Origin of the sequence: Bacillus sp. 22190 (genome assembly GCF_052045575.1) — a bacterium.
In the GTDB taxonomy this organism is placed as follows: domain Bacteria; phylum Bacillota; class Bacilli; order Bacillales; family Bacillaceae; genus Bacillus; species Bacillus altitudinis.
In genome coordinates this window covers 25,841-46,383 of record NZ_JBQEPF010000022.1, presented here as the reverse complement: position 1 = coordinate 46,383, position 20,543 = coordinate 25,841, and the positions used below count along the sequence as shown (strand labels likewise).

The 20,543-nt window shown below is 41.6% G+C and carries 22 protein-coding genes; 13 read left to right on the top strand and 9 right to left on the bottom strand.

The annotated features are described in order from the left end of the window. A partial coding sequence (locus tag ACTJKA_RS18840; RefSeq protein ID WP_440607896.1) for a ribonuclease YeeF family protein occupies window positions 1-691 on the bottom strand: 691 nt, incomplete at its 3' end. Window positions 692-1,233: 542 nt separating this feature from the next. On the opposite strand from ACTJKA_RS18840, the gene ACTJKA_RS18835 reads away from it, so the two are divergent. Further along, the gene (locus tag ACTJKA_RS18835) at window positions 1,234-2,208 is read left to right on the top strand and encodes a tRNA dihydrouridine synthase (RefSeq protein WP_035703581.1); all 975 of its coding nucleotides are present in this window, start codon (window positions 1,234-1,236) and stop codon (window positions 2,206-2,208) included. A gap of 106 nt (window positions 2,209-2,314) precedes the next feature. Beyond that, on the top strand, window positions 2,315-3,169 hold the full coding sequence (locus ACTJKA_RS18830; RefSeq protein ID WP_058214234.1) for an SMI1/KNR4 family protein: 855 nt from the start codon (window positions 2,315-2,317) through the stop codon (window positions 3,167-3,169). Window positions 3,170-3,222: 53 nt separating this feature from the next. On the opposite strand, the gene ACTJKA_RS18825 is transcribed toward ACTJKA_RS18830, so the two are convergent. Continuing rightward, on the bottom strand, window positions 3,223-3,594 hold the full coding sequence (locus ACTJKA_RS18825; protein WP_007496834.1) for a hypothetical protein: 372 nt from the start codon (window positions 3,592-3,594) through the stop codon (window positions 3,223-3,225). A gap of 180 nt (window positions 3,595-3,774) precedes the next feature. Between ACTJKA_RS18825 and ACTJKA_RS18820 the strand changes: the two genes are divergently transcribed. Together ACTJKA_RS18820 and ACTJKA_RS18815 are read left to right on the top strand one after the other, a co-directional pair. Next, a complete protein-coding gene (locus ACTJKA_RS18820) occupies window positions 3,775-4,212 on the top strand; it encodes an Rrf2 family transcriptional regulator (protein WP_336750325.1) in 438 nt (145 codons plus the stop codon). Window positions 4,213-4,276: 64 nt separating this feature from the next. After that, window positions 4,277-5,191 (top strand): NAD(P)/FAD-dependent oxidoreductase, encoded by a 915-nt coding sequence (locus tag ACTJKA_RS18815; protein ID WP_336750326.1) that lies wholly within the window; start codon window positions 4,277-4,279, stop codon window positions 5,189-5,191. Window positions 5,192-5,201: 10 nt separating this feature from the next. On the opposite strand, the gene ACTJKA_RS18810 is transcribed toward ACTJKA_RS18815, so the two are convergent. Continuing rightward, window positions 5,202-5,402 carry a hypothetical protein gene (locus ACTJKA_RS18810; RefSeq protein ID WP_025206887.1) on the bottom strand — a complete coding sequence of 67 codons (201 nt, stop codon included), beginning with the start codon at window positions 5,400-5,402 and terminating at the stop codon, window positions 5,202-5,204. Window positions 5,403-5,515: 113 nt separating this feature from the next. Here ACTJKA_RS18810 and ACTJKA_RS18805 point away from each other — a divergent pair, with 113 nt between their 5' ends. Beyond that, the gene (locus ACTJKA_RS18805; protein ID WP_345912142.1) at window positions 5,516-6,163 is read left to right on the top strand and encodes a DUF3885 domain-containing protein; all 648 of its coding nucleotides are present in this window, start codon (window positions 5,516-5,518) and stop codon (window positions 6,161-6,163) included. 34 nt (window positions 6,164-6,197) lie between these two features. Here ACTJKA_RS18805 and ACTJKA_RS18800 read toward each other — a convergent pair whose 3' ends face one another. After that, window positions 6,198-7,526, bottom strand: coding sequence for a 6-phospho-beta-glucosidase (locus ACTJKA_RS18800; RefSeq protein WP_017366779.1), 1,329 nt, complete (start codon window positions 7,524-7,526; stop codon window positions 6,198-6,200). A gap of 204 nt (window positions 7,527-7,730) precedes the next feature. Here ACTJKA_RS18800 and ACTJKA_RS18795 point away from each other — a divergent pair, with 204 nt between their 5' ends. After that, window positions 7,731-8,462, top strand: a complete 732-nt coding sequence (locus ACTJKA_RS18795) for a MurR/RpiR family transcriptional regulator (RefSeq protein ID WP_017366780.1) — start codon at window positions 7,731-7,733, stop codon at window positions 8,460-8,462. Window positions 8,463-8,475: 13 nt separating this feature from the next. Here the strand turns inward: ACTJKA_RS18795 and ACTJKA_RS18790 are convergent, their stop codons facing one another. Next, on the bottom strand, window positions 8,476-9,678 hold the full coding sequence (locus tag ACTJKA_RS18790; protein WP_025206889.1) for an MFS transporter: 1,203 nt from the start codon (window positions 9,676-9,678) through the stop codon (window positions 8,476-8,478). Between the two features lie 146 nt (window positions 9,679-9,824). Here ACTJKA_RS18790 and ACTJKA_RS18785 point away from each other — a divergent pair, with 146 nt between their 5' ends. Beyond that, window positions 9,825-10,304 carry an aminoacyl-tRNA deacylase gene (locus tag ACTJKA_RS18785; protein ID WP_025206890.1) on the top strand — a complete coding sequence of 160 codons (480 nt, stop codon included), beginning with the start codon at window positions 9,825-9,827 and terminating at the stop codon, window positions 10,302-10,304. A gap of 32 nt (window positions 10,305-10,336) precedes the next feature. Here ACTJKA_RS18785 and ACTJKA_RS18780 read toward each other — a convergent pair whose 3' ends face one another. Continuing rightward, window positions 10,337-11,245: a LysR family transcriptional regulator gene (locus tag ACTJKA_RS18780; RefSeq protein ID WP_025206891.1), complete on the bottom strand. Its 909-nt coding sequence runs from the start codon at window positions 11,243-11,245 to the stop codon at window positions 10,337-10,339. A gap of 103 nt (window positions 11,246-11,348) precedes the next feature. On the opposite strand from ACTJKA_RS18780, the gene ACTJKA_RS18775 reads away from it, so the two are divergent. Beyond that, a complete protein-coding gene (locus ACTJKA_RS18775) occupies window positions 11,349-12,548 on the top strand; it encodes an MFS transporter (RefSeq protein ID WP_035391404.1) in 1,200 nt (399 codons plus the stop codon). 63 nt (window positions 12,549-12,611) lie between these two features. On the opposite strand, the gene ACTJKA_RS18770 is transcribed toward ACTJKA_RS18775, so the two are convergent. Together ACTJKA_RS18770 and ACTJKA_RS18765 are read right to left on the bottom strand one after the other, a co-directional pair. Next, a complete protein-coding gene (locus tag ACTJKA_RS18770) occupies window positions 12,612-13,691 on the bottom strand; it encodes a DUF3900 domain-containing protein (RefSeq protein WP_017360425.1) in 1,080 nt (359 codons plus the stop codon). A gap of 200 nt (window positions 13,692-13,891) precedes the next feature. Beyond that, window positions 13,892-14,041 carry a DUF1540 domain-containing protein gene (locus ACTJKA_RS18765; protein ID WP_008344201.1) on the bottom strand — a complete coding sequence of 50 codons (150 nt, stop codon included), beginning with the start codon at window positions 14,039-14,041 and terminating at the stop codon, window positions 13,892-13,894. Window positions 14,042-14,395: 354 nt separating this feature from the next. Between ACTJKA_RS18765 and rfbF the strand changes: the two genes are divergently transcribed. The 5 genes from rfbF to ACTJKA_RS18740 are packed head-to-tail and all read left to right on the top strand — an operon-like array spanning window position 14,396 to window position 19,177. Next, window positions 14,396-15,160, top strand: a complete 765-nt coding sequence (gene rfbF, locus ACTJKA_RS18760) for a glucose-1-phosphate cytidylyltransferase (RefSeq protein WP_017360424.1) — start codon at window positions 14,396-14,398, stop codon at window positions 15,158-15,160. A gap of 4 nt (window positions 15,161-15,164) precedes the next feature. Then, complete coding sequence (locus ACTJKA_RS18755; RefSeq protein ID WP_017360423.1) at window positions 15,165-16,136, top strand: GDP-mannose 4,6-dehydratase; 972 nt, start codon at window positions 15,165-15,167, stop codon at window positions 16,134-16,136. Window positions 16,137-16,148: 12 nt separating this feature from the next. Beyond that, a complete protein-coding gene (locus ACTJKA_RS18750; protein ID WP_058214226.1) occupies window positions 16,149-17,060 on the top strand; it encodes a putative nucleotide-diphospho-sugar transferase in 912 nt (303 codons plus the stop codon). After that, a complete protein-coding gene (locus ACTJKA_RS18745; RefSeq protein ID WP_060832149.1) occupies window positions 17,057-18,247 on the top strand; it encodes a glycosyltransferase family 2 protein in 1,191 nt (396 codons plus the stop codon). The genes ACTJKA_RS18750 and ACTJKA_RS18745 overlap by 4 nt, the downstream gene beginning before the upstream one ends. Next, complete coding sequence (locus ACTJKA_RS18740; RefSeq protein ID WP_025206895.1) at window positions 18,248-19,177, top strand: putative nucleotide-diphospho-sugar transferase; 930 nt, start codon at window positions 18,248-18,250, stop codon at window positions 19,175-19,177. A gap of 34 nt (window positions 19,178-19,211) precedes the next feature. Here the strand turns inward: ACTJKA_RS18740 and ACTJKA_RS18735 are convergent, their stop codons facing one another. Next, complete coding sequence (locus tag ACTJKA_RS18735) at window positions 19,212-20,450, bottom strand: MFS transporter (RefSeq protein ID WP_099496376.1); 1,239 nt, start codon at window positions 20,448-20,450, stop codon at window positions 19,212-19,214. Between the last annotated feature and the right edge of the window lie 93 nt (window positions 20,451-20,543).

Here is a 20,543-nt window from a genome sequence, read left to right as displayed (position 1 = left end):
TGTCTATTTTTTTATTCAATTCGTTTAGGTTACTGCTGATCTTTTTGTCTTCCTTATCTTTGAGAATGGACCCTTTTTGATAGGTGGTGATCCCGATTTTTGCACCAGTGAACATTGTGCCTAGAGTGTCTATGTATTCTTTCATTGTTTGTATGGAGTTCTTGGTTTCATTCAAAGCACTGGCTTGTTCTCTGTCAAAGGCATGGAGCGTACCGATGGTTTTTGAGATGTTCATCCAGGCTTTTTGGTAACTGACTTGAAAAGCAGACTCGTCCACAATTGGTAAATGAATAATATGGCTGACTTTGCCGATGGCACTGCTCACATCTGACATGATATCAGATACAGCTGTTTCGGCATTTTTTAAACCTTGATCAAGCTCATGCTCGAGAAATGCTTGTGAGATAAAGCCATTTTCATTTGATTTAAATGCGTGAAGTGCATTCTGTACCTTTTGGAGTACGGAGGTGTATTCTCCAATCGTGACTTGAAAGAATTGCAAGAAAGGGATATGGCACTCTGAGTAAAACGCTCGAATCGCTTCTCCAGCTTCCCCCTTTAGTGCGCCATCCAATGAAATGATTCGATTGATTTGGCTTTCAAGGGATTTGATATGTAGTGATTGTTGTTTTAACTGTGTCAGTGTTTGATCAATTGCATGGTGCAAAGTTTTAACATCTAACGTTTTCATGGTATTCTCCTTTAATGCTTGGTCGCAATCAATAGAGATTTTACCATTATACGGAGAATGATTGGGGAATAAATACTTAATTTCATGAAGTTGAACCGATTTGCTTAGGTGATAAAGACTAGTTGTTCAAATAACAAGTGGAACAGTTTGAAAAGGTGTACGTTCTCACAAGCTTGCCATGTGCTTTATTGACAGCACGTTGTATAACACGATTCCCGAAAGTTTCCTTTTTGAACAACGTTTACGCCTTCTGAAATTTTTGATATTTTATATAGTGCTGATCGTATTTTGTTAACGTTTGTTTTACGCTTCTTTTGCATTGTCGCTTATAAAAAAAACATAATATTACCCAAAAGAATACTTTTAACTGCAAAATGATTTGCAATTATTGGTCATAGTTGATTATGATCAAGGCCTGTTATAATAAGGTTTTTAACACCAAGAATGAACGTTTGCGTTGGCTTCTTACTAAAGTATATAATGATATTTTATAGAAGGACATGCCCTTTAGGTGCTATGTCATGAGAGGAATTGGATGAAAGATGAGTAAAAATTTCTGGCGTGATTTACCACGGCCATTCTTTATATTAGCACCAATGGAAGAAGTGACAGATGTTGTGTTTCGTCATGTTGTGAGTGAGGCGGCGAGACCGGATGTGTTTTTCACAGAGTTTACGAACAGTGAGAGCTACTGCCACCCTGATGGCATTCAAAGTGTGAAAGGCCGTTTAACATTTACAGAGGATGAGCAGCCGATTGTTGCTCATATTTGGGGAGATAAGCCTGAGAACTTCAGACAAATGAGTATTGGAATGGCGGAGTTAGGATTTCAGGGGCTTGATATTAATATGGGCTGTCCTGTCCCAAATGTCACGCAAAACGGGAAGGGTAGTGGATTGATTCTTCGCCCAGACGTTGCGGCAGAGCTGATTCAAGCGGCAAAAGCAGGGGGATTACCTGTTAGTGTGAAAACAAGACTAGGGTTTACAGAGGTCGATGAATGGCGTAGTTGGCTCAGACACATTTTGGAGCAAGACATTGTGAATTTATCGATTCATCTTCGTACAAGAAAGGAAATGAGCCAAGTAGATGCGCATTGGGAGCTCATTCCTGAAATTAAAAAACTACGTGATGAAATAGCACCTGATACGCTTTTGACGATCAATGGTGATATTCCTGATCGTCAAACGGGCTTAAAGCTCGCTGAGCAGTATGGAGTGGACGGAGTGATGATTGGACGTGGGATTTTTCATAACCCATTTGCTTTTGAAAAAGAGCCGAAGGAGCATACGAGTGATGAATTGCTTGGTCTTTTAAGATTGCATCTTGATCTTCATGATCAATATTCCTCATTAGGCTTGCGTCCATTTAAGGCGTTGCATCGTTTCTTTAAGATTTATGTGAAAGGGTTCAGAGGAGCGAGTTTCTTAAGAAATCAATTAATGAATACATCGTCAACAGATGAAGTGCGTGAGATGTTGGATGAATTTGAGGCGAGAAATCAGGAACAATCATAATCAAAAAGAGGAGGGGTAACCCTTCTCTTTTTTTATGAATAGGACTATTAAACTAGTTCTATCAAATGGTAAAATGAGATAGAAATAACAATTGGAGGTATTTTATTTGAAACCATTTTGGGATACAGACAGAGAAAGTGAAGAGACATTTAAGAAAATCAATGAAAAAGGCATTGCAAAAGCAGAAAAGAAACTAGGCGTCATCTTGCCTGATACATATAAGAAGCTTATCCTCGAACAAAATGGCGGTTATACCTTGCATAATGCTTTTCCAACAGACCAGCCGAATGGATGGGCAGAGGATCATGTGTCATTTGATCATTTAAGAGGAATTGCCAAAGGCGAAGGTATTATGGATAGTGATTATTTAATAGAAGAATGGGAATTGCCTGAGGGAATTGTGCCTATTTGTGGGGATGGTCATACATGGATTGCATTGGATTATAGAGAAACAAAGGAACATCCGCCGGTTCATTACTTTGATCTGGAATATGAGACGGATTTTAAATTAGCGGATTCGTTTGATGAATTGATTGCGGGGCATTATACCGCAGAGGATAGTGAAGAAGATGAAATGTCGGATGAAGAGTGGCAGGCTGAATATGAAAAACAGAATAAACCATTATCAAAAGAAGAAGTGAAAGATATCTTTTTAACCAAAGACCCTGAGCAACTTTCAAAAATCGCGAATTTCCAAGTGGAACAAATTGATGATATCAAGTGGATTTTTTCTGAGGTGGAAACGTATATGGACAGCCTTCAGAACGAAGAAATGTTAACGACTGCTGGCTGGGCAATCAATACGATCTTTATAATGAATGACGAATTGATTAAGCAGCATACTGATGTTGTCGAGCATGCACGTCGTTTTGCGAAGCATTTGAATCAATCAGAAATAGATGAAATGCCCCACATTGCCTTTAATATATCAATCGCATTGGAATTTGATTTAGAGGAATAAGATCTATCATTTTAAAAATAGACCCCCTCACCAAAAGGGGGTCACCAATTCCTTTACTCTGCACTCTCCTCAACATCACGGCTATCTTCTGTTTCACCAATATAAATAGGACCGTTTGCATGGTCGATTCGGATTGGCCATTCGTATGGGACTTGCAGGCGTCGTGCGATGGCTCTCCAAAACTTTGCAGAATCAAATTCTAGTTCTTGAAAGTCTTTAAGCAATTCTTTATAAGAAGATCCATCAAATTGAATGTACGAGTCTTGCAGACGCATAAAGGCGTAATGTCTCACTTCTAATGCTGCCGCAGCTTCCATTTCTTCTTCTGTTGCTTCGCCAATGATTGTTCCTGCGGGTGGAAGCATGTCATATACGTTAAATTCCTCTTCTTCTTCGTGTGCTGCATTGTGCTGTTGATCTGACATTTTTTTCACTCCTTCTAGTCTTCATCAAGCTTTATTCGTGCTTACTTCTATTATCGGAAGGAAATGCGAAATGTGGAATGAAAAAAGAAGCAGATCGACAATACTTGCTTTTTCATCTTGAATCTTTTATGATCAATTACAGATATAAAAGGTCTACAATAGATAGAAAGGAATGTTTCGATGAAATATTCTAAAGCGACCAACTATGCGCTTCATACGATGGTATTTTTAACCCTTGCACCAAAGGGGAAAGCAATAGGCGTTGAGCCTCTCGCCAAGATGCAAGATCTTTCACCTACCTATTTATCTAAAATTTTAACAAAGCTTGTGAAGGCGGGATTGATTGAATCAACACCTGGCGCAAAAGGTGGTTACACCATTCTGAAAAAGAAGGAGGACATTTCGTTTTTAGACGTCATTCAGGCGGTAGAAGGACAAACCCATTTATTTCGTTGTTCCTTAGCACATGATTCTTTCATGCCTCACGATGGCTGTTTGATTGAACAAGTCATGCAGGATGTTGAAACGAAAATGCAGGAGACGTTAAGTCAAAAGCGGTTAGTTGATATTGCAAGTCAAATAGAGCAGACAGAAAAAAATCCATTTTTTAAGATGTGATTTTTTTGAACTAATTATAGATATTAAGAGTCTACAAAGTCTTGAAAGAAAAGGAGAGATGTACATGTTATTAGATTGTGCCATTATTGGAGGCGGGCCAGCCGGATTAAATGCAGCTCTTGTTGTGGGGCGGGGCAGAAAACAGGTCATGGTATTCGATGATGAGATGCCAAGAAATCGAGTGACTCAGGAATCACATGGATTTATTACAAACGATGGAATGACACCGTTTGAGATCAGACAAGCGGGAGAAGCGGATCTTCAAAACTACCCCAATATCCAAATCAAACGAAGCAGAATTGTGGAGATACAAAATCATGAGGACAACTTCGCATTACTGACACAAGAAGGAGAAAGATTCGAAGCGAAGAAAATCATATTGGCAACAGGACTTCAGGATATACTGCCAGAAATGAAGGGGATTCATGAAGTGTATGGAAAGACGTTGTTTAGCTGTCCTTTCTGCGATGGCTGGGAGCTGAAAGACAAGCCACTTGCCCTGATTGCAGAGAACCAGCGCGCTTTGCATATGGCGAAACTCCTTTCGAATTGGACACAGGATTTGATTGTGTTTACAAATGGACAGCAAGTGTTAGTTGAAGAGGAGAAAGCACTGTTATCAGCACATTCTATTCAAGTTATTGATGTGCCAATTGTAGCGATCCATCATGACAATGGACAGCTGCGCTCTCTTCAGCTTGCAAATGGAGAGATAGTGATAAGAGAAGGCGGATTTGTCGCAAGTGATTTCAAGCAGTCAACCCCTTTTGCTGAAAAACTAGGCTGTCAAATGACGAAAAATGGGGGCATTGAAACAGATATTCTTGGGCGTACAACCGTCAGCGGTATTTTTGCATGTGGTGATAATTTAGGCGGACCTGCTCAGCTTGTTCTTGCAGCAGCAGCCGGAAGTCAGGCAGGAATGGGCGTGATTCATGAACTTGTGCAGGAAGAGTTTCAACAAAAAACATCTCTGTAAAAAGAGATGTTCAGCGATGAGCGATTTTCCGTTTTGCTAAGACGTGAGCAGTCCATTCAAAAAGTGCGTAGATGACAAAGAAGATTAGGATCCAGCTGCTGACATCGACCCATACATTGGTGATATGAATGATGTTCGCCTGATCAAGTCCAGTCTGTATCCACATCGTGATCAATGCGGTGAGGAACACCTGTAAAAACCATTTTTTCAATTGGTCACACCTCCATCTCTTTCTATTATATAAGAAATGACAGTTTATTTCCAATTGAATTTCCATCAGTTTCAACGGTAAAATAAGAAATAAAACCAATGGAAGGACATGAGATGAGCGATCAAACCAATCGTTTTTTAAAAAGTCATTTTCCTGATCTTGTCCTCACGCCGTCTCTTTTTTATGGGTGGCCTTTTGGTCTTCGCTTTGAAGTGGCAGATTGGTCATTAGGAGAAGAATCGGTTATATTAGAAAAAGCAGGCGATCGGGCTTTAAAAATTGTCAGATATGCTTTTGATCCAGAAGACGATATTCTACTTGTCACGGATGTCTATACGCAGCATGAACATGAATTAACGAAGCAAAAGCTCCTAGTTTATCAAAAATATGCCGACCGGCAAGTGCGTCACCGATTACGTCACGAGCGTTTGACTTATGTACAACCAAAACAAGAAGAAACAATGAAAATAGAGAGATTTACACTCAAGTGTCAGCTGCAAGATATTCGATTGCGCACGCTATTACAAGCCATATGCCAAGAGGATTTTTGCAAACCGAATCAAATCTTGAAAGGAAAGCTAGGTTATGACAATTATCTCATCAATCTTTCAAAACAGATGATTTTCCACTTATATGATGATCGAGGCTGTGATCTTATTGCGGCAGATCCAGAACATCTGCGTCCAGTTTATGAAGGTTTACAGCACTGGCTATTAGACTATGACCGTGCTCAGATGGATCGGTTGTTTGCCGGGAAATAAGAAAAACCGCACTTTTGACAAGTGCGGCTTCTTTTTATGCTTCTACTTTATTGAAAAACTGTGGTAAGTAGTCTTTGTGTGCTTCTAGCATTTCATCTAGGATGCTTTTTGCAATGGCATCTGATGGGACGAGCGGATTGATGGTCATGGCGACAAGGGCTGTGTTGTAGTCACCTGTTACAGCTGCTTCAGCGGCTACACGTTCAAAGGATTTAATTTGAGAAATAAGTCCTTTGACAGCAACCGGCATTTCACCAACAGCGATTGGTTTTGGGCCGTCTTTTGTGATGACACAGTTCAGTTCAACGGCAGAATCATTTGGAATGTCACTGATGGCGCCATTGTTGATTGTGTTTACAGGCTGAATGTCGTGCTTGTCGTTATAAATGGATGCGATTAAGTTACATGCTGCATCACTGTAATAAGCACCGCCTCGTTTTTCAAGCTGTGGCGGCTTAATATCAAGATCAGGATCTTTGTAAAGTTCGAACAGGTCATTTTCTAGTGCACGGACGACTTCTGCACGAGTTCCTTCATTTTCTGCTGCTTTCTTCTCTTCAGCCAGCATATCACTTGTTTTGTAATAGTAGCGGTGGTATGGACAAGGAATCACACCAAGCCCTTTTAAGAAATCTGCATCCCACGGAATCGCTTGAATGTTGTTCATGGACATGGTGGAGTTTGGATCTGCCATGTCTTCGATCACTTGATCCATGATGCTTTTGCCATCTAAGAACACATTCAGTCCAAAGACCATATGGTTTAATCCAGCAAAGCTGACTTCGACTCTGCTTGCGTCGACATCAAGTCCTTTGGCGATGCCCATGCGAATGCCGATTGGTACGTTACATAAGCCGACGACTTTGCGGTGGTTTGAATAGCGAAGTACGGCTTCTGTGACCATACCAGCTGGATTTGTGAAATTCACAAGCCAAGCATCCGGGCATAATTCTTCAATATCTTTCACAATCTCAAGAATGACAGGGATGGTGCGCAGACCCTTGAATAGACCGCCTGGACCGTTTGTTTCTTGACCAATGACATCATATTTTAAAGGAATACGTTCATCCTTCATACGTGCTTCCAGTAATCCGACGCGGAATTGTGTTGTGACGAAATCAGCGTCTACCAGTGCTTTCCGGCGATCTAAAGTTAAATGAACCTCGATTGGAAGTCCCGCTTTTTTCACCATGCGTTTTGCAAGATTTCCGACGATCTCAAGCTTTTCTTTACCTGCTTCGATATCGACGAGCCAAAGTTCGCTAATTGGAAATTCCTCGTACCGTTTAATGAATCCTTCGACAAGTTCTGGTGTATAGCTTGATCCTCCGCCGATTGTGACAACCTTTAATCCTTTTGCCATGTTCTGCACCTCCGAATAATGTAACGCACAATGTTATAATAGAGTGAATCAATCTTTTATCATTTGTTTGTACATCTATAGCTTATCGTGAGAGTACCTTGTGCGTAAACGGTTTCAGCGTCTTTAGGCAAGGGTGCCCTATTTAGAGATTTGTTACATAAAAGAAACGTGTTGTGTCATGTTGTTGGAGAAAGGGGAAGTCAGATGTTTTCAAGTGAGGTCATTTCCAGCTTTAATGAACTAGAAAGCGCTTTATACCGATACATTATGGAAAACAGTGAAAAAGTCGTCTATATGAGAATTCGTGATTTGGCAGATGCCGCACATATATCGACCTCATCTGTCCTTCGCTTTTGTCGAAAAGTGAATTGTGAAGGCTTTTCAGAATTTAAGGTGAAGCTCAAAATGTATTTAGAAGCAGAACAAACACCTTCTTTGAAAAGCACGCAGCATTTCCTGTATGAATTTATCGAACGGACACTTAAAGGAGATTTTGAGGAAAAGATTAAAGAGGCAGCGAAGCTCATTGCGGATGCAAAGAATGTGCTGTTTATTGGGACGGGCAGTTCTGGTATTTTGGCGCAGTATGGGGCAAGGTACTTTTCAAGTCTGGAGAAATTTTCGTTTTACATCAACGATCCGTTTTTCCCGATGAATATGCAGTATTTAGACAATAGTGTCACCATTGTGCTGTCGGTATCAGGAGAGAACAGTATTACGATTGATCATATTTCGAAACTAAAAAGAGAAGGCAGCACGATCATTAGTATTACAAACAATCAGCACTGTACAATTTCTCGTATTTCTGACTTAAATATTGCTTATTACGTTACAGACGAACGAGTCCATAGAGCCAACATTACTACACAGACACCCGTTGTCTATATCCTAGAAGCAATGGCGCGTGACATGTTTGCGATGTTAAAAGAAAAGTAAAAGAGTCGCTGCCTTAAACAGCGGCTCTTTTTTTCTGCATCATGAAAGTGGTGATGGCAATGCTTGAGCAGATGAGTACAAACAGTCCGCCTAACAAATACACAAATCTCGCTCCGAATGTATCCGCAATTAATCCAACAAAGAAAATAGATAAACTGACAGACATAGAAGAGAGAACGTATTGAGCCGAATACACCTTTGATAACTCATGGACTGGCGTTTCCGTTTGGAGGATGGTTTGCTGCGAAACATCCCGAATTTGATAGGCAGGCCCCATTAAAATACAGAGCAGCAATGCAAGCCATGGCAGGCTGTTTAGCGAAAATAGGATCGTCAGCACTGCATAAATAAAAGAGCCCGCTGCCATAAAGAGGAGAAGTTGTTTTTGAATAAACTGACTTAGCCATGCGGCCATGAGTCCGCCTATAATGGCACCTATATAATATGCGGCATTGATATATCCCCACCATTCCGCACCTTCATTTAAAACAAGTGTGACAAAGGCAAGCGTAACCGGTCCGACCCACAAAGCACCTGCAATATTTTCACTAACATCCATGAAAGTCAGGATGCGAACCGTTTTGTTTGTCCAAATGATCTTCCAGCCATCCTTGAACCCGTTCATCTTATTTTCTTTTTGAACCGTGTCTTCTTGCTTGAGTAGAGGAAAAACAGGGATGATCAATAGATAGGACAACACAATCATGAAACAAGAGGCCCACATTAAATAAAATGGACCAATCAACAGGACGAGCATTCCAGTAAACGAATAGCCGGCGATTTGAACAGATTGATAAAAAACGGAGGCTGTACTGTTCGCTTTCACAAGCTGATTTGCTGATACAAGCATCGGCATGATGGCCTGTAATAAAGGGCTGATGAACCCGCCTGTGATGGAAATCAATACGAACGCACTAAACAGCCAGATCAGGTGCTGCTGAAAGAAATCAAATTGGGTCGTGAATACGACGAGCATTCCAATACGTAAAAGAGGGACCCATTTCAATAGACGCTTGGCTTGAAAGAGTTCTGTCAAAACAGGAGAGAGGAGCCCAGCCAATAGCTGACATAGTGTTCTTATGAGCGGAAATACAGCCGCATAGGCGACAGATTGTGTATCTTGATAAATAACCAATGTGACTGTCATCAAAAATAGAATATCACTTAGCATGAGAAGGCTTTTACTGCCTGTATAAAACCAAAACTTATTTCCCATATCCAACCGACTCCTTTTCAAAAACAAGTTCAGTATAGCATGTTGGCGAAGTGTGCAGAGGTTTTCCATTGAAAAATACATCTTAAGGATGAGAGGATTGTGATAAGCTAAATGAAAGAACATCGTAAGGAAAGGGGTTCAATCCATTGAAAAAATTACCAGCACATGACTTTTTGGACAAGTATGGCATCCCGTATGACATCAAAACATTTTCTGCCGACACAGAGAAGGGCGCAGCGAATGTAGCGGCTGCTCTTGGTTTTAGAGAAAGACAAATGATCAAGACATTGATCTTTGAAACAGGGGAAGGGGAGCAGCTGCTTGTAATGGTGGGTGCTGACCAGCACATCAAATCAGGGAAACTAAAGAAAGCCGCAGGCTCTCGCAATATCAAAATGGCTTCACCAGACACAGTGCTTGAAGTGACGGGCTATCGGATTGGCTCGATTCCGCCATTTTGTTGGCAGCCTGAAGGGTTCCGCACGATTATCGAAGCATCGCTATTAGAAGAAGAGATATTAGGCGTTGGAGCGGGAGAATGGGGAAATGAAATCCTCATCACACCAGAACAATTAGTGATAGCCTCAAAAGCGGTCCCATTTGATCTTGTTCAGCCATCCGAGTAGAAAAAGTGCCTGTTTTTGAAGCAGGCACTTTTTTAATTGGAGGCAGGTGCTATAAAGGGTCCGATGTCTTTCATTTGCAGAAAAGCATTCACCGTCCTATTTTCCTCAAGGTCATTCGCCCGTTTGCAGACCACAACAGGTCTGATAATGTCAATTCCTTCGATATACACGCGCCCAATCTCTCCACGTTCTAAGCTTCGCTGAACAGCGTCACGAGGAACAAGGGTGATGCCATAGCCAGCTTTGATCATTTGAATGGCTTCGTGGACACCACTGAATTGTAAATCAACGGTCGGTTTTTTAATTCCTTTAGCGGTAAAAAGGGAAAAAAGCTTGTCTCTCGTCGAACTGCCTTCTTCTCGCATTAAAAAGGGTTCGTGGCTTAGGCGTTCTAGGGGGACGGTTTGTCCATTTAACGGATGATCCACAGGCACGATAAAGTCATAACTTAAATCAGTTAAGTGAGAGGTGTGAAGATCTTCGTGGTGCAGATCCTCTATTACGGCGATCGCCACATCTGATTGATATTGAAGCAGGCTTTCGATCACTTGAGCGGAGTTTCCGCTTTTTAATTCAATATCTGTCTGTGGCGATGCTGTTTTAAAAGAGGCAAGCCAATCAGGCAGTAAAAAGTTAAGTGGTACGTAGGTAGAAGCAATTCTGAGTCTTCCTTTTTTTCCGTTTTGCAGAAGAGTAATCTGATATTCTACTTCTTTTTCCGCCTCGAATACTTGCCGGGCATATGGATACAGGATCTTCCCCATCTCCGTCAGGGTAATCCCCCGGCCGTTTCGTTTGAAAAGACGAAAGCCGATCTCTCGTTCAATGCTTCGTAATTGTGCTGTCACAGCCGGCTGCGTCAAAGACAGCACGTCTGCCGTTTGTGTGACACTTTTTGTTTCGGCTACCTTTGCAAAAATACGGAGGGCATGTAAATTCATCTTTGCACCGCCTATCAATTATTTTGATGATTCAATCAAAAACATTCATTAGATTTATTATAAGGTATCCCTTATCGTAAAGGTAGCGAAGGGGGAAGAAAAAATGGATCGTCGTCAAAAGCAAGTGGTGTCAATTGCACTCATCACAGCATTTGCCCTTATTGGGGATTCAATGCTCTATATTGTTCTCCCGGTCTATTGGAAAGAGATTGGTTTATCATCCATTTGGGAGGTGGGGTTACTGCTGTCTATCAACCGATTCATTCGTATCCCGCTAGCACCTGTCGTATGGTGGCTTTATCGATATATTCCAATGAAGACCGGTGTACTGATCGCAATATTGATCGCGTCAGTGACCACGATATTATATGGTATGAGTGGATTTTGGCTGCTATTGATTTGCCGCTGTGCATGGGGTCTCGCTTGGACGTTACTCCGTATGAGTGGGATGAGGGTCCTAGCTGAAATGGACGAAGGCTCACAAGGACATTTGACGGGTCTTTATAATGGGCTTTACCGGCTTGGCAGTTTATTTGGCATGTTATTTGGGGGAATCCTTGCCAGCTTGATCGGTTTTCAGTCCATGACGCTTGTCTTTGGCTTACTCACATTAATGGGCTGCATTTTTTATGTATCGTTGGATGAAATTGAAAAGAGAGAAGGCACGCAGGTGTATCATGGCATCAAACAGAAGTGGTTTACACGAGATGTGGTAAAAGTACTGATAACAGGCATGCTGATCGCACTGATCATCCAAGGTTTATTCGCATCCACCCTGAGTCATGTCATTGAAGCAAAGATTGCCCAAGATGAATTGACTCTGTTTGGCTTTGTCATCGGAGCTTCGGCTTTAAGCGGTGTTATTCAAGCACTCAGGTGGGGATGGGAACCATTTCTCGCACCGAGAACGGGCAAATGGTTTGATCGTCTTGTGATGAAGGAACGAATGTTATGCTGGATGTTTCTTTCATTTGGAGGGCTCAGTTTTCTTGTGATCATGTTGAAGGTAAGCGGCTGGTTCCTATTGATGCTGCTTTTGATTCAACTAATGGCAACAATTGTCACAACGTTCACCGATACACTTGCCTTTCAAAAAGCTTCTGCTCAAACAGATAAGAACCGCTTTCTCGCCAGCTATTCTTTTGTTCAAGATATGGGGGCTGCTTTAGGACCTTTGTGTGGGTATACGTTGATCCAGTTTTTCGGAACAAACAGCGTCTTTTGGCTGATGCTTATCATAAGCTTAATGCTCGTCAGCATGTGGATAAGAAGCGGGCAGCATGTTTCTTCTAGTGCAGTGTAAAAAATAAAGCTTTATATAAAAAACTGCCTCATGCAGCTGATCGCAGGAGGCAGTCATATTCTCTTATTCTAAGTCTGAATCATAGGCTTTTTGCGTGAGTTGGCTGACGACCTCTTTCAATCCATTGGGTTTATGGAATTCAACAGGTGTGCTTCCTTTTTCAAATACAATTTGATCTGCTTCAACGAGCACGACATATCGATTGTTGACCTTTGCGATATGAATCGAGTGGCCGAAGTCGGCTAAAAGTCCTTTAATTTCTGTTTCGCCTAGACGCATCTTCATTGTGATATCAGGGGTTTGTTCAACAATATGCGAAGCCGCTAGTGTGACCTGTTCTGTATCGAGTGTTTCCCGAATCTCCCGTTTTTCACTTGCTTCCCATATTTCAAGGTCCTCTTCAAATTGTTTTAATTCTTCACTTTCATCCTGAAATGTTTCAAATACATGTTCCTGCACCATATTCATGACCTGTGATTTCATGATTTCAGGCATCGATTCTCCGTATTCGACGAATTTCAGAAAGTCTTCAAAATAACGAGCGTGTGAGGATTGGTGAATTTTCACTTCGGCTTCCTCTGTCATGCCCTCTTCTGGCATAAACGGGTATTGAATCGATTTCATGTTTTTTGTTGTAATCGCCATTTCTACTTTTTTGATCAAGGTAGATGTATCAGCAATAGAAGCGACTTTCTGTTCAAAATCGCATTTCATGATAAAGACAAAAGAGTCATCGAAATATTTTTTAGGAACCGCAGATGCAACCAAAAACACGCCGCCTCTGACAGCACTTGTATCTAAATAGGTGCGAACAAATTGTTCACTGCATTCGTTAAATACTTCTTTTGTATCTGCAAATCTCGTCTGATGAAATAAATTGTAGTTTGGATTTGAATCGAGTTCATGCCCGGGTTCGACAATAAATCGGCCAATTTTAGTCGGTACTTGCTCAGACTTAGGGTGTCTGTCCACTTTTCGTTTGACGATTTTTTTAAGCTCACCGTCTAGAAAGTCTTTCAGCTCACTTTGTTCAAATTCCTCTTGGTCTAATGTTTGGTAATGTTTAAACCGTTTATTTGCTTGTTCCTCTTTGCCTTCTATTTCAACCACATAGAATGATAGAAAACGTATCGTAAAATCCACTGATTGGTCACCACTTTTTCTTCTTTGGATATGTTGAGTATAGAAAAAGGAGTGAAAATCGTCAACGAATGGAGAAATATCGTGTCATTATTTCCCGAGAAATGTTTCGTGAAAAACGCTTGATAATAATTATCATTCTTGATAGAATGATAAAAGAAAAGAAGGAACCTGCCAGTTCCTTCATCTCAGAAAATCATGTATTATTTTGTTTCAAATGTTTCGCAATCCGTTTCAGCATTGCGAGTCACGTCAGTCATTGTGCTTTTACCAATTTTAATGGTAGAAGCTGTACAGCTGTTGTCAGCCCAAAAACGGCAAGAGTTCACTTCACAAAGTACATTTTGTGCCATGGGAATTCACCTCCGTGATTCATATTAAGAATGAAGCAAGCTGCCACTTGAGTTCATTCAATCTAGTAGTCTCTTTATCGAAAGAGGCTGTTTGTGCTGTATATGCACATGTTTATCATACCATCTACCCTGAAAATATACAATTTAAACTTTGAAAGAGCGAGAATGCAAATCTCGCTCTTTTTTGTTTGTAAAAATAGTTAAATGCTAGGTGGCATCCTCTCTTATTCCGACATATGAATAGAGTAGATTCAAAACCTGATGTCGGACAAAGTATAAGGGTACATGTACTGATTTTCCGCATGAAGATAGGGTTTTCAATCAAAAATTTTCATAGAGAGATGAGGGGAGAAGATGAAAGCAGTCATTCTCTGCGGAGGAAAGGGAACGAGAATGAGTGAGGTCACACAAGCGCTTCCTAAACCACTTGCTATGATCGGAGATCGGCCTATTCTATGGCATATTATGAAAATCTATCAGTATTACGGTGTAGACGAGTTTATCTTATTGCTTGGATATAAAGGAGAGAAAATCAAAGAGTATTTTCTCAACTACGACTGGCGGCATCACAGCATGCAGCTGGATATGTCGACAGGGGAAATGAAGCTTTTAGGGAATTCGGAGAATTGGAAAATCACCTTTTTAGATACGGGTGAGAATACGATGACAGGCGGGCGGTTAAAGCAGGTACAGGATTATATTGGTGATGAGACATTTATGATGACGTACGGTGACGGACTTGCCAATATCAATATGTTTCATTTGCTCAAGCGCCATCAAGAGCTTGGAGCAGCTGCCACTGTCACAGGAATTGAAAAGACATCACAGTACGGCACGCTGAAGGTGTATAACGGGATGGCACAATCCTTCTCTGAGAAGACAGACAGTATCGGGATGATCAATGGAGGATTTTTTGTGTTGTCTCCAAAGGTTTTTGATTATTTAACAGATGATGATCAATGTGTGTTCGAAGCAGAGCCTCTTCAGAACTTGGCGAATGATGGCGAGCTTGCAGTCTATGAGCACCACGGATTTTGGACAGCAATTGATACGTATAAAAACTTGAAAGAAATCAACGGCATGTGGACTGAAGGAAAACAACCATGGAAGGTTTGGTGACAGCATGAGCGGATTTTGGAATGGGAAAAACGTATTTGTGACTGGGTGTACGGGATTGTTAGGGAGTTACCTCGTCAAGGAATTGATAGATCAAGGGGCAAACGTAACAGGGCTTGTACGTGATCAGGTGCCAAGATCGAACTTATATCAAGGCAGTCAATTTGAAAAGATGAATGTCGTCCAAGGCGCACTTGAGGACATGCAAACGATAGAACGTGCGTTAGGAGAATATGAGATTGATACGGTCTTTCATTTGGCCGCCCAAGCGATTGTTGGGGTCGCAAATCGTCACCCGGTCTCTACATTTGAAGCCAATATTTTAGGAACATGGAATGTGCTGGAGGCATGCAGAAGGCAGCCGCTTATCAAACGAGTGATTGTGGCATCGAGTGATAAAGCATACGGGGATCAAGAGCAGCTTCCTTATGATGAAGACATGCCGCTTAACGGCAAGCATCCATATGATGTGTCAAAAAGCTGTGCAGATTTAATTTCTCACACGTACTACAACACATATGGCCTTCCGGTTTGTATTACGCGCTGCGGTAATTTATATGGAGGCGGGGATTTGAATTTTAACCGAATCATTCCGCAAACCATCCAGCTTGTGTTAGAGGGAAAGGCGCCAGAAATTAGAAGTGACGGAACCTTTATCCGTGATTATTTCTATATTGAAGATGCGGTCAAGGCTTATTTACTGCTAGCTGAAAAAATGGAGGAAAAAGGGCTTGCAGGAGAAGCATTTAACTTTAGTAATGAAATTCAGCTGACCGTGCTTGAGCTCGTTGATAAAATCTTAAAGGCGATGGGCAGTGAACTGAAGCCGTGTATTTTGAATCAAGGAACGCATGAGATTAAGCATCAATATTTATCAGCAGAAAAGGCGAGAAAGCTGCTTGATTGGAAGCCTGATTACTCCATTGATGAAGGGTTAGAAAAGACAATTGAATGGTATCGCGAATTCTTTCAAAAATAGAGGTGTATACAGATGAACAGCATATATTGTACGGTTCTATCAAGTGGAAGACTTTATCAAGCCATTGCGTTTTTCTTATCGTTGAAGCAAGTAGAAGATGATGCTGTCATCAAGACGTTATGTATGGATGATGCTGCATTTGATTTGCTTCATCAAATGAATTTCCCGCATGTCGATCTTGTTCATGTGCGTGAGCTTGAAACGCCGGAACTTCTAGAGATCAAAAAGGAACGAAATGATTCGGAATATTGCTGGACATTAAAACCGATTTGGATTGAGTGGCTATTTAAGCAGGGCCAGGCGGAGGAAGTGACGTATCTTGATGCGGATTTGTTCTTTTATGAGCGTCCACAAGTGATTTTTCAAAATCAGCCTGATGCCTCTGTGCTTCTATCAAGAGGGGATATTGTCATTCCAAGCTTTGATCGAGAGGAAGTGAAAATGCTTCAGAAACTTTTAGGGCGCTATAATTCAGGATTCCTGCATTTTAAAGGAGATGAAGCCGGCCGGAAGTGCCTGAGCTGGTGGAAAGAAGAATGTCTAAAGGAATGCAAAAATGCGCCTGGAGAGGGGAAATTTGGCGATCAAGGGTATTTGGATCATATGCCGATGCTGTTTGAAAAAGTAGAAGATATTCAAACAAAGGGTGTGAATATTGGTCACTGGAATTATGGCCAGCATTCTTATCAGGAAGAGAATGGACGTATTTTGCTTGAGGATGGAAGCCCACTCATTTGCTATCATTTCAGTGGTTTTCGGATCTTAAGCAAAGATGATATGCAGCAAATCCATGAAAAAGGAAGAGATGATTTGCCATTTTTCCAAGAGGCCTATCGGGAAGTGCTGCGTCATGTGATTGAATCGGTAGAACAAGTCAATCCGATGTTTAACGGCTATGCCAAACTGGAGGAGGATGGCGCATGAATGAAAAGCCGAAGGTCAGCGTCATTATTCCGAGTTATAATGCGAAAGAGCGTTTAGAAGGGAGCCTCTTTTCCTTAACGCTTCAGGAAACCGATATTCCATTTGAGGTCATTGTTGCTGATAATGGGTCAACGGACGGCACGATGGAAATGCTCGAAAACATTGAGGTGAACTTTCCATTCAAAAAGGTGCGTATTCCTGTCAATCAAGGAATTGCCAAGGGGCGCAATCATGCCATTCGTGAGGCAGAGGGAGACCTCTTAATATTCCATGACAGCGATATGTTGGCAGAGCCCCAATTTATTCAAAAGCACGCAGAGGCCCATGCTGATCATGAGGACCGTGTCATTTGCGGTGTATGCTGGAAGCGAATCTACCGTTATTTTTACACCGGTTTTGATAAAGATCATGTGAAACGATTAAAAAAACAAGGGCTGTATCAGCGGAAAATGAAAGACAAAACGTCTCTTGTGTCGATGGAGGAAGTGAAAAGCGGCGCATTTCTAGAGAGAAGCTTCGACTTGCAGTCCGAATTTATTGATATCCTGAAAGACATTTTAAACACGTACGACTATGATTTAAGTTCTTATCAATTGCCGTGGCGATTTTTTATCACAAATAACTCTTCCGTCAAGCGAAAGCATGTCATGGAACTAGGGATGTTTGATGAAAAAATCGTTCGATACGGGTTTGAGGATTATGATTTAGGCATTCGTCTGCATCAGCTTGGCCTCTCATTTGAGCTGCGTGAGGATATTTTAAGTGTGCATCAGGAACATCCAAGTAATTTAACGTCATTCGATGACATCAAATATAACATTTTGTATATGTGCGAGAAGTACAACAATATTGATTCGATTGATGTTCATTTGGCTTTCTCTGGTCCGTTTTCTCATACCGTGACAAATGATATCGTGAAAGACATTCGCCAGCTGCGTAAGAATGCAGCATATGATGATATGCTTGCTTATTTTTTGGAGCTGCTTCATATGATCACAGAGCGGAATGTGGGCATTAAACGTGATCAAAAGGACGTGCTGACGGCAAAGCATTTCCCTTTGAAAAAGCTGTCAGAGGCGGCCCAGCTTGCCAAGCAGGAACATGGATGCACGGTGCTGGTAGAAGCCATTCAAGGGCTCACAAAAGAGCTGCTGCATGTTGACTTGTTCCAAGTGGATGTGTTGTAGATGGCATCCTATCATTTCACAACCATTGTGTCGAATACCCATGTATTTAAACTGCTGGCGCTGATTCATTCACTTGAGCAGACGGCTCAATCATACAAACTTTCTGTCTTATGTGCTGATCCTTTGGCTTACAAGGTGTTAAGTCAGTTTCCTCATCCACATGTCCAATATGAAAAGCTTGAAGATGTGGAAGATGATTCGCTGCGAAAAGCAAAGGCGGATCGTACGTTCCACGAGTATTGCTGGACGCTTAAGCCTGCGTTTCTACTCAAAATTCTTGAGTCCTCTGATGCAGATTATCTCGCTCATTTGGATACGGATTTGTATTTTTATCATGATCCAGAGGCGATATTTGCAGAAAATCCACTCGCTCATGTATTTTTGACAGATCATATGAATTCCAAGCGATTCTATCACTTTTATGAATTATCCGGCCGTTTTAATACTGGGTTTGTAGGCTGTCGAAACACAGATGTGGCCAAACGGGCTGTGACGCAGTGGAAAGAGAACTGCATTGCGCACTGTACAGTAGAAATGGATACGGAAAAAAAGACATATGGTGATCAGCGGTATGTTGAAAGATGGGTCGATGATTTTGAGGGTGTCCATGTGGTGGCATCTAAAGGTGCCAATGCAGCGATTTGGAATATTGAAAACTATAAGCTCTCCGTTGTGAAAGGAGATATGTATCTCGACGAATGTCCACTGCTGTTCTATCATTTTTCTGCCTTTACGATCATTGATGAAAATACCTTTAATCTGAACTGGTATTACTATATGACAGAACACACTCTTGTGGATCATTTGTATATTCCGTATGCGGATTTGATTCATCTGAAAATTAAACAGGTGCAAAAGGTCTTTCCAGACTTTCAGCAGGGGTTTATTGCAAAGAAGCATGTTCCGGACACGCATTTTTATGAGATATGAAAAAACCGCTCATTTATTGAGCGGTTTTTACCTTTTATGATTCATTCCATTTCGCTATGGTCTGATCGCTTGGCAGTAAGAAGGCTAGGATGCCTAATATCGGTAAAAAGGCGACACCAATCATGGTAGGCGTTAAACCGACTGCATCAATTAATGAGCCGAGGGCAACGGATCCAATCGCTCCCATACCAAACGCAAGCCCAACAGTTAAACCAGACATTGTGCCAATTTTCCCGGGAAATAGTTCTTGGGCATAGACCACGGTGACAGAGAAGCTTGAGGTCAGAATGATCCCAATGAGTCCAAGTAAAACATAAGCAAAAACTGGTCCGGCAAATGGGAGAAGTAGGGCAAGCGGAAAGGATGCTAATAAAGAAATTAAAATGACGGTTTTCTTGCCGAAGCGGTCTGCAAGCGGCCCGCCTAAAAATGTCCCAATCGCACCCAATATAAGAAATAAGAAAATATAAGTTTGTGATTCTTTAATTGTCAAACCATATTGCTCAATCGCATAAAACGCATAGAAATTCGAGATCGCATTTCCATACCAAGAACGCGCGAAAATAAGAAAGACGATAATGCCAAGTGCTGTGAGCGCTGATTTGCGGTGAAGTTCAGATCTTGCTGCTTTTGCAGGCGCTTTTTTCGCTTGTGCTCGAATGGTTTGAAGTCTTCCTGCGTACCATCTTGAAATATAAAGAAGGAAACCGACAGCAATCATTCCAACAATCGTAAACCAAGCCACACCTGGCTGACCGAGAGGGACGAGCATGAATGCAGCGATTAGCGGAGCAAAGGCTTGACCTGTATTTCCACCGACTTGATAGATGGATTGAGCAAGACCCCGTCTAGGACCAGCTGCCATGTTGGCAACCCGTGAGCCCTCTGGATGGAAAATCGCAGAGCCGAGTCCAATAAAGACGACGCACAGTAGGATGGTTGCAAATGATGGCGCAAACGCAAGGCCGAGAATGCCGACAGCACTTGAAAATAATGCGATAGGCAGTGCATAGGGCATCGGCCGTTTATCTGTGTACCACCCGATCGCAGGCTGCATGACAGAGGAGACCATATTTAATGTAAAGGCGATTAGCCCTAATTGAGTAAAGGTCAGCCCCATTGAGCGTTCTAAAATAGGGAACATGGCAGGAATCACGGCTTGCAATGTGTCGTTGAGCATATGGCAAATACCAATAATCAATAAAATAGGATAAACCGTTGAACCGGTGACCGCTTTTTGAGGTTTATCCTTTGTTTGAGCAGCAATAGCCAATGAGACTTCCTCCTTTCATTCAACTTGTTTCTTTTTTTCATTCTCCTCATTTTATTCATAAGGTGAACTATAAAACAATAGCAAATTGTCATG

Excerpts from the sequence above, each read along its gene's own strand:
- ACTJKA_RS18835 (WP_035703581.1), top strand. The coding sequence starts at position 1,234 with ATGAGTAAAAATTTCTGGCGTGATTTACCACGGCCATTCTTTATATTA.
- ACTJKA_RS18825 (WP_007496834.1), bottom strand. The coding sequence starts at position 3,594 with ATGTCAGATCAACAGCACAATGCAGCACACGAAGAAGAAGAGGAATTT.
- ACTJKA_RS18820 (WP_336750325.1), top strand. The coding sequence starts at position 3,775 with ATGAAATATTCTAAAGCGACCAACTATGCGCTTCATACGATGGTATTT.
- ACTJKA_RS18815 (WP_336750326.1), top strand. The coding sequence starts at position 4,277 with ATGTTATTAGATTGTGCCATTATTGGAGGCGGGCCAGCCGGATTAAAT.
- ACTJKA_RS18805 (WP_345912142.1), top strand. The coding sequence starts at position 5,516 with ATGAGCGATCAAACCAATCGTTTTTTAAAAAGTCATTTTCCTGATCTT.
- ACTJKA_RS18800 (WP_017366779.1), bottom strand. The coding sequence starts at position 7,526 with ATGGCAAAAGGATTAAAGGTTGTCACAATCGGCGGAGGATCAAGCTAT.
- ACTJKA_RS18795 (WP_017366780.1), top strand. The coding sequence starts at position 7,731 with ATGTTTTCAAGTGAGGTCATTTCCAGCTTTAATGAACTAGAAAGCGCT.
- ACTJKA_RS18790 (WP_025206889.1), bottom strand. The coding sequence starts at position 9,678 with ATGGGAAATAAGTTTTGGTTTTATACAGGCAGTAAAAGCCTTCTCATG.
- ACTJKA_RS18780 (WP_025206891.1), bottom strand. The coding sequence starts at position 11,245 with ATGAATTTACATGCCCTCCGTATTTTTGCAAAGGTAGCCGAAACAAAA.
- ACTJKA_RS18775 (WP_035391404.1), top strand. The coding sequence starts at position 11,349 with ATGGATCGTCGTCAAAAGCAAGTGGTGTCAATTGCACTCATCACAGCA.
- ACTJKA_RS18765 (WP_008344201.1), bottom strand. The coding sequence starts at position 14,041 with ATGGCACAAAATGTACTTTGTGAAGTGAACTCTTGCCGTTTTTGGGCT.
- rfbF (WP_017360424.1), top strand. The coding sequence starts at position 14,396 with ATGAAAGCAGTCATTCTCTGCGGAGGAAAGGGAACGAGAATGAGTGAG.
- ACTJKA_RS18755 (WP_017360423.1), top strand. The coding sequence starts at position 15,165 with ATGAGCGGATTTTGGAATGGGAAAAACGTATTTGTGACTGGGTGTACG.
- ACTJKA_RS18750 (WP_058214226.1), top strand. The coding sequence starts at position 16,149 with ATGAACAGCATATATTGTACGGTTCTATCAAGTGGAAGACTTTATCAA.
- ACTJKA_RS18745 (WP_060832149.1), top strand. The coding sequence starts at position 17,057 with ATGAATGAAAAGCCGAAGGTCAGCGTCATTATTCCGAGTTATAATGCG.
- ACTJKA_RS18740 (WP_025206895.1), top strand. The coding sequence starts at position 18,248 with ATGGCATCCTATCATTTCACAACCATTGTGTCGAATACCCATGTATTT.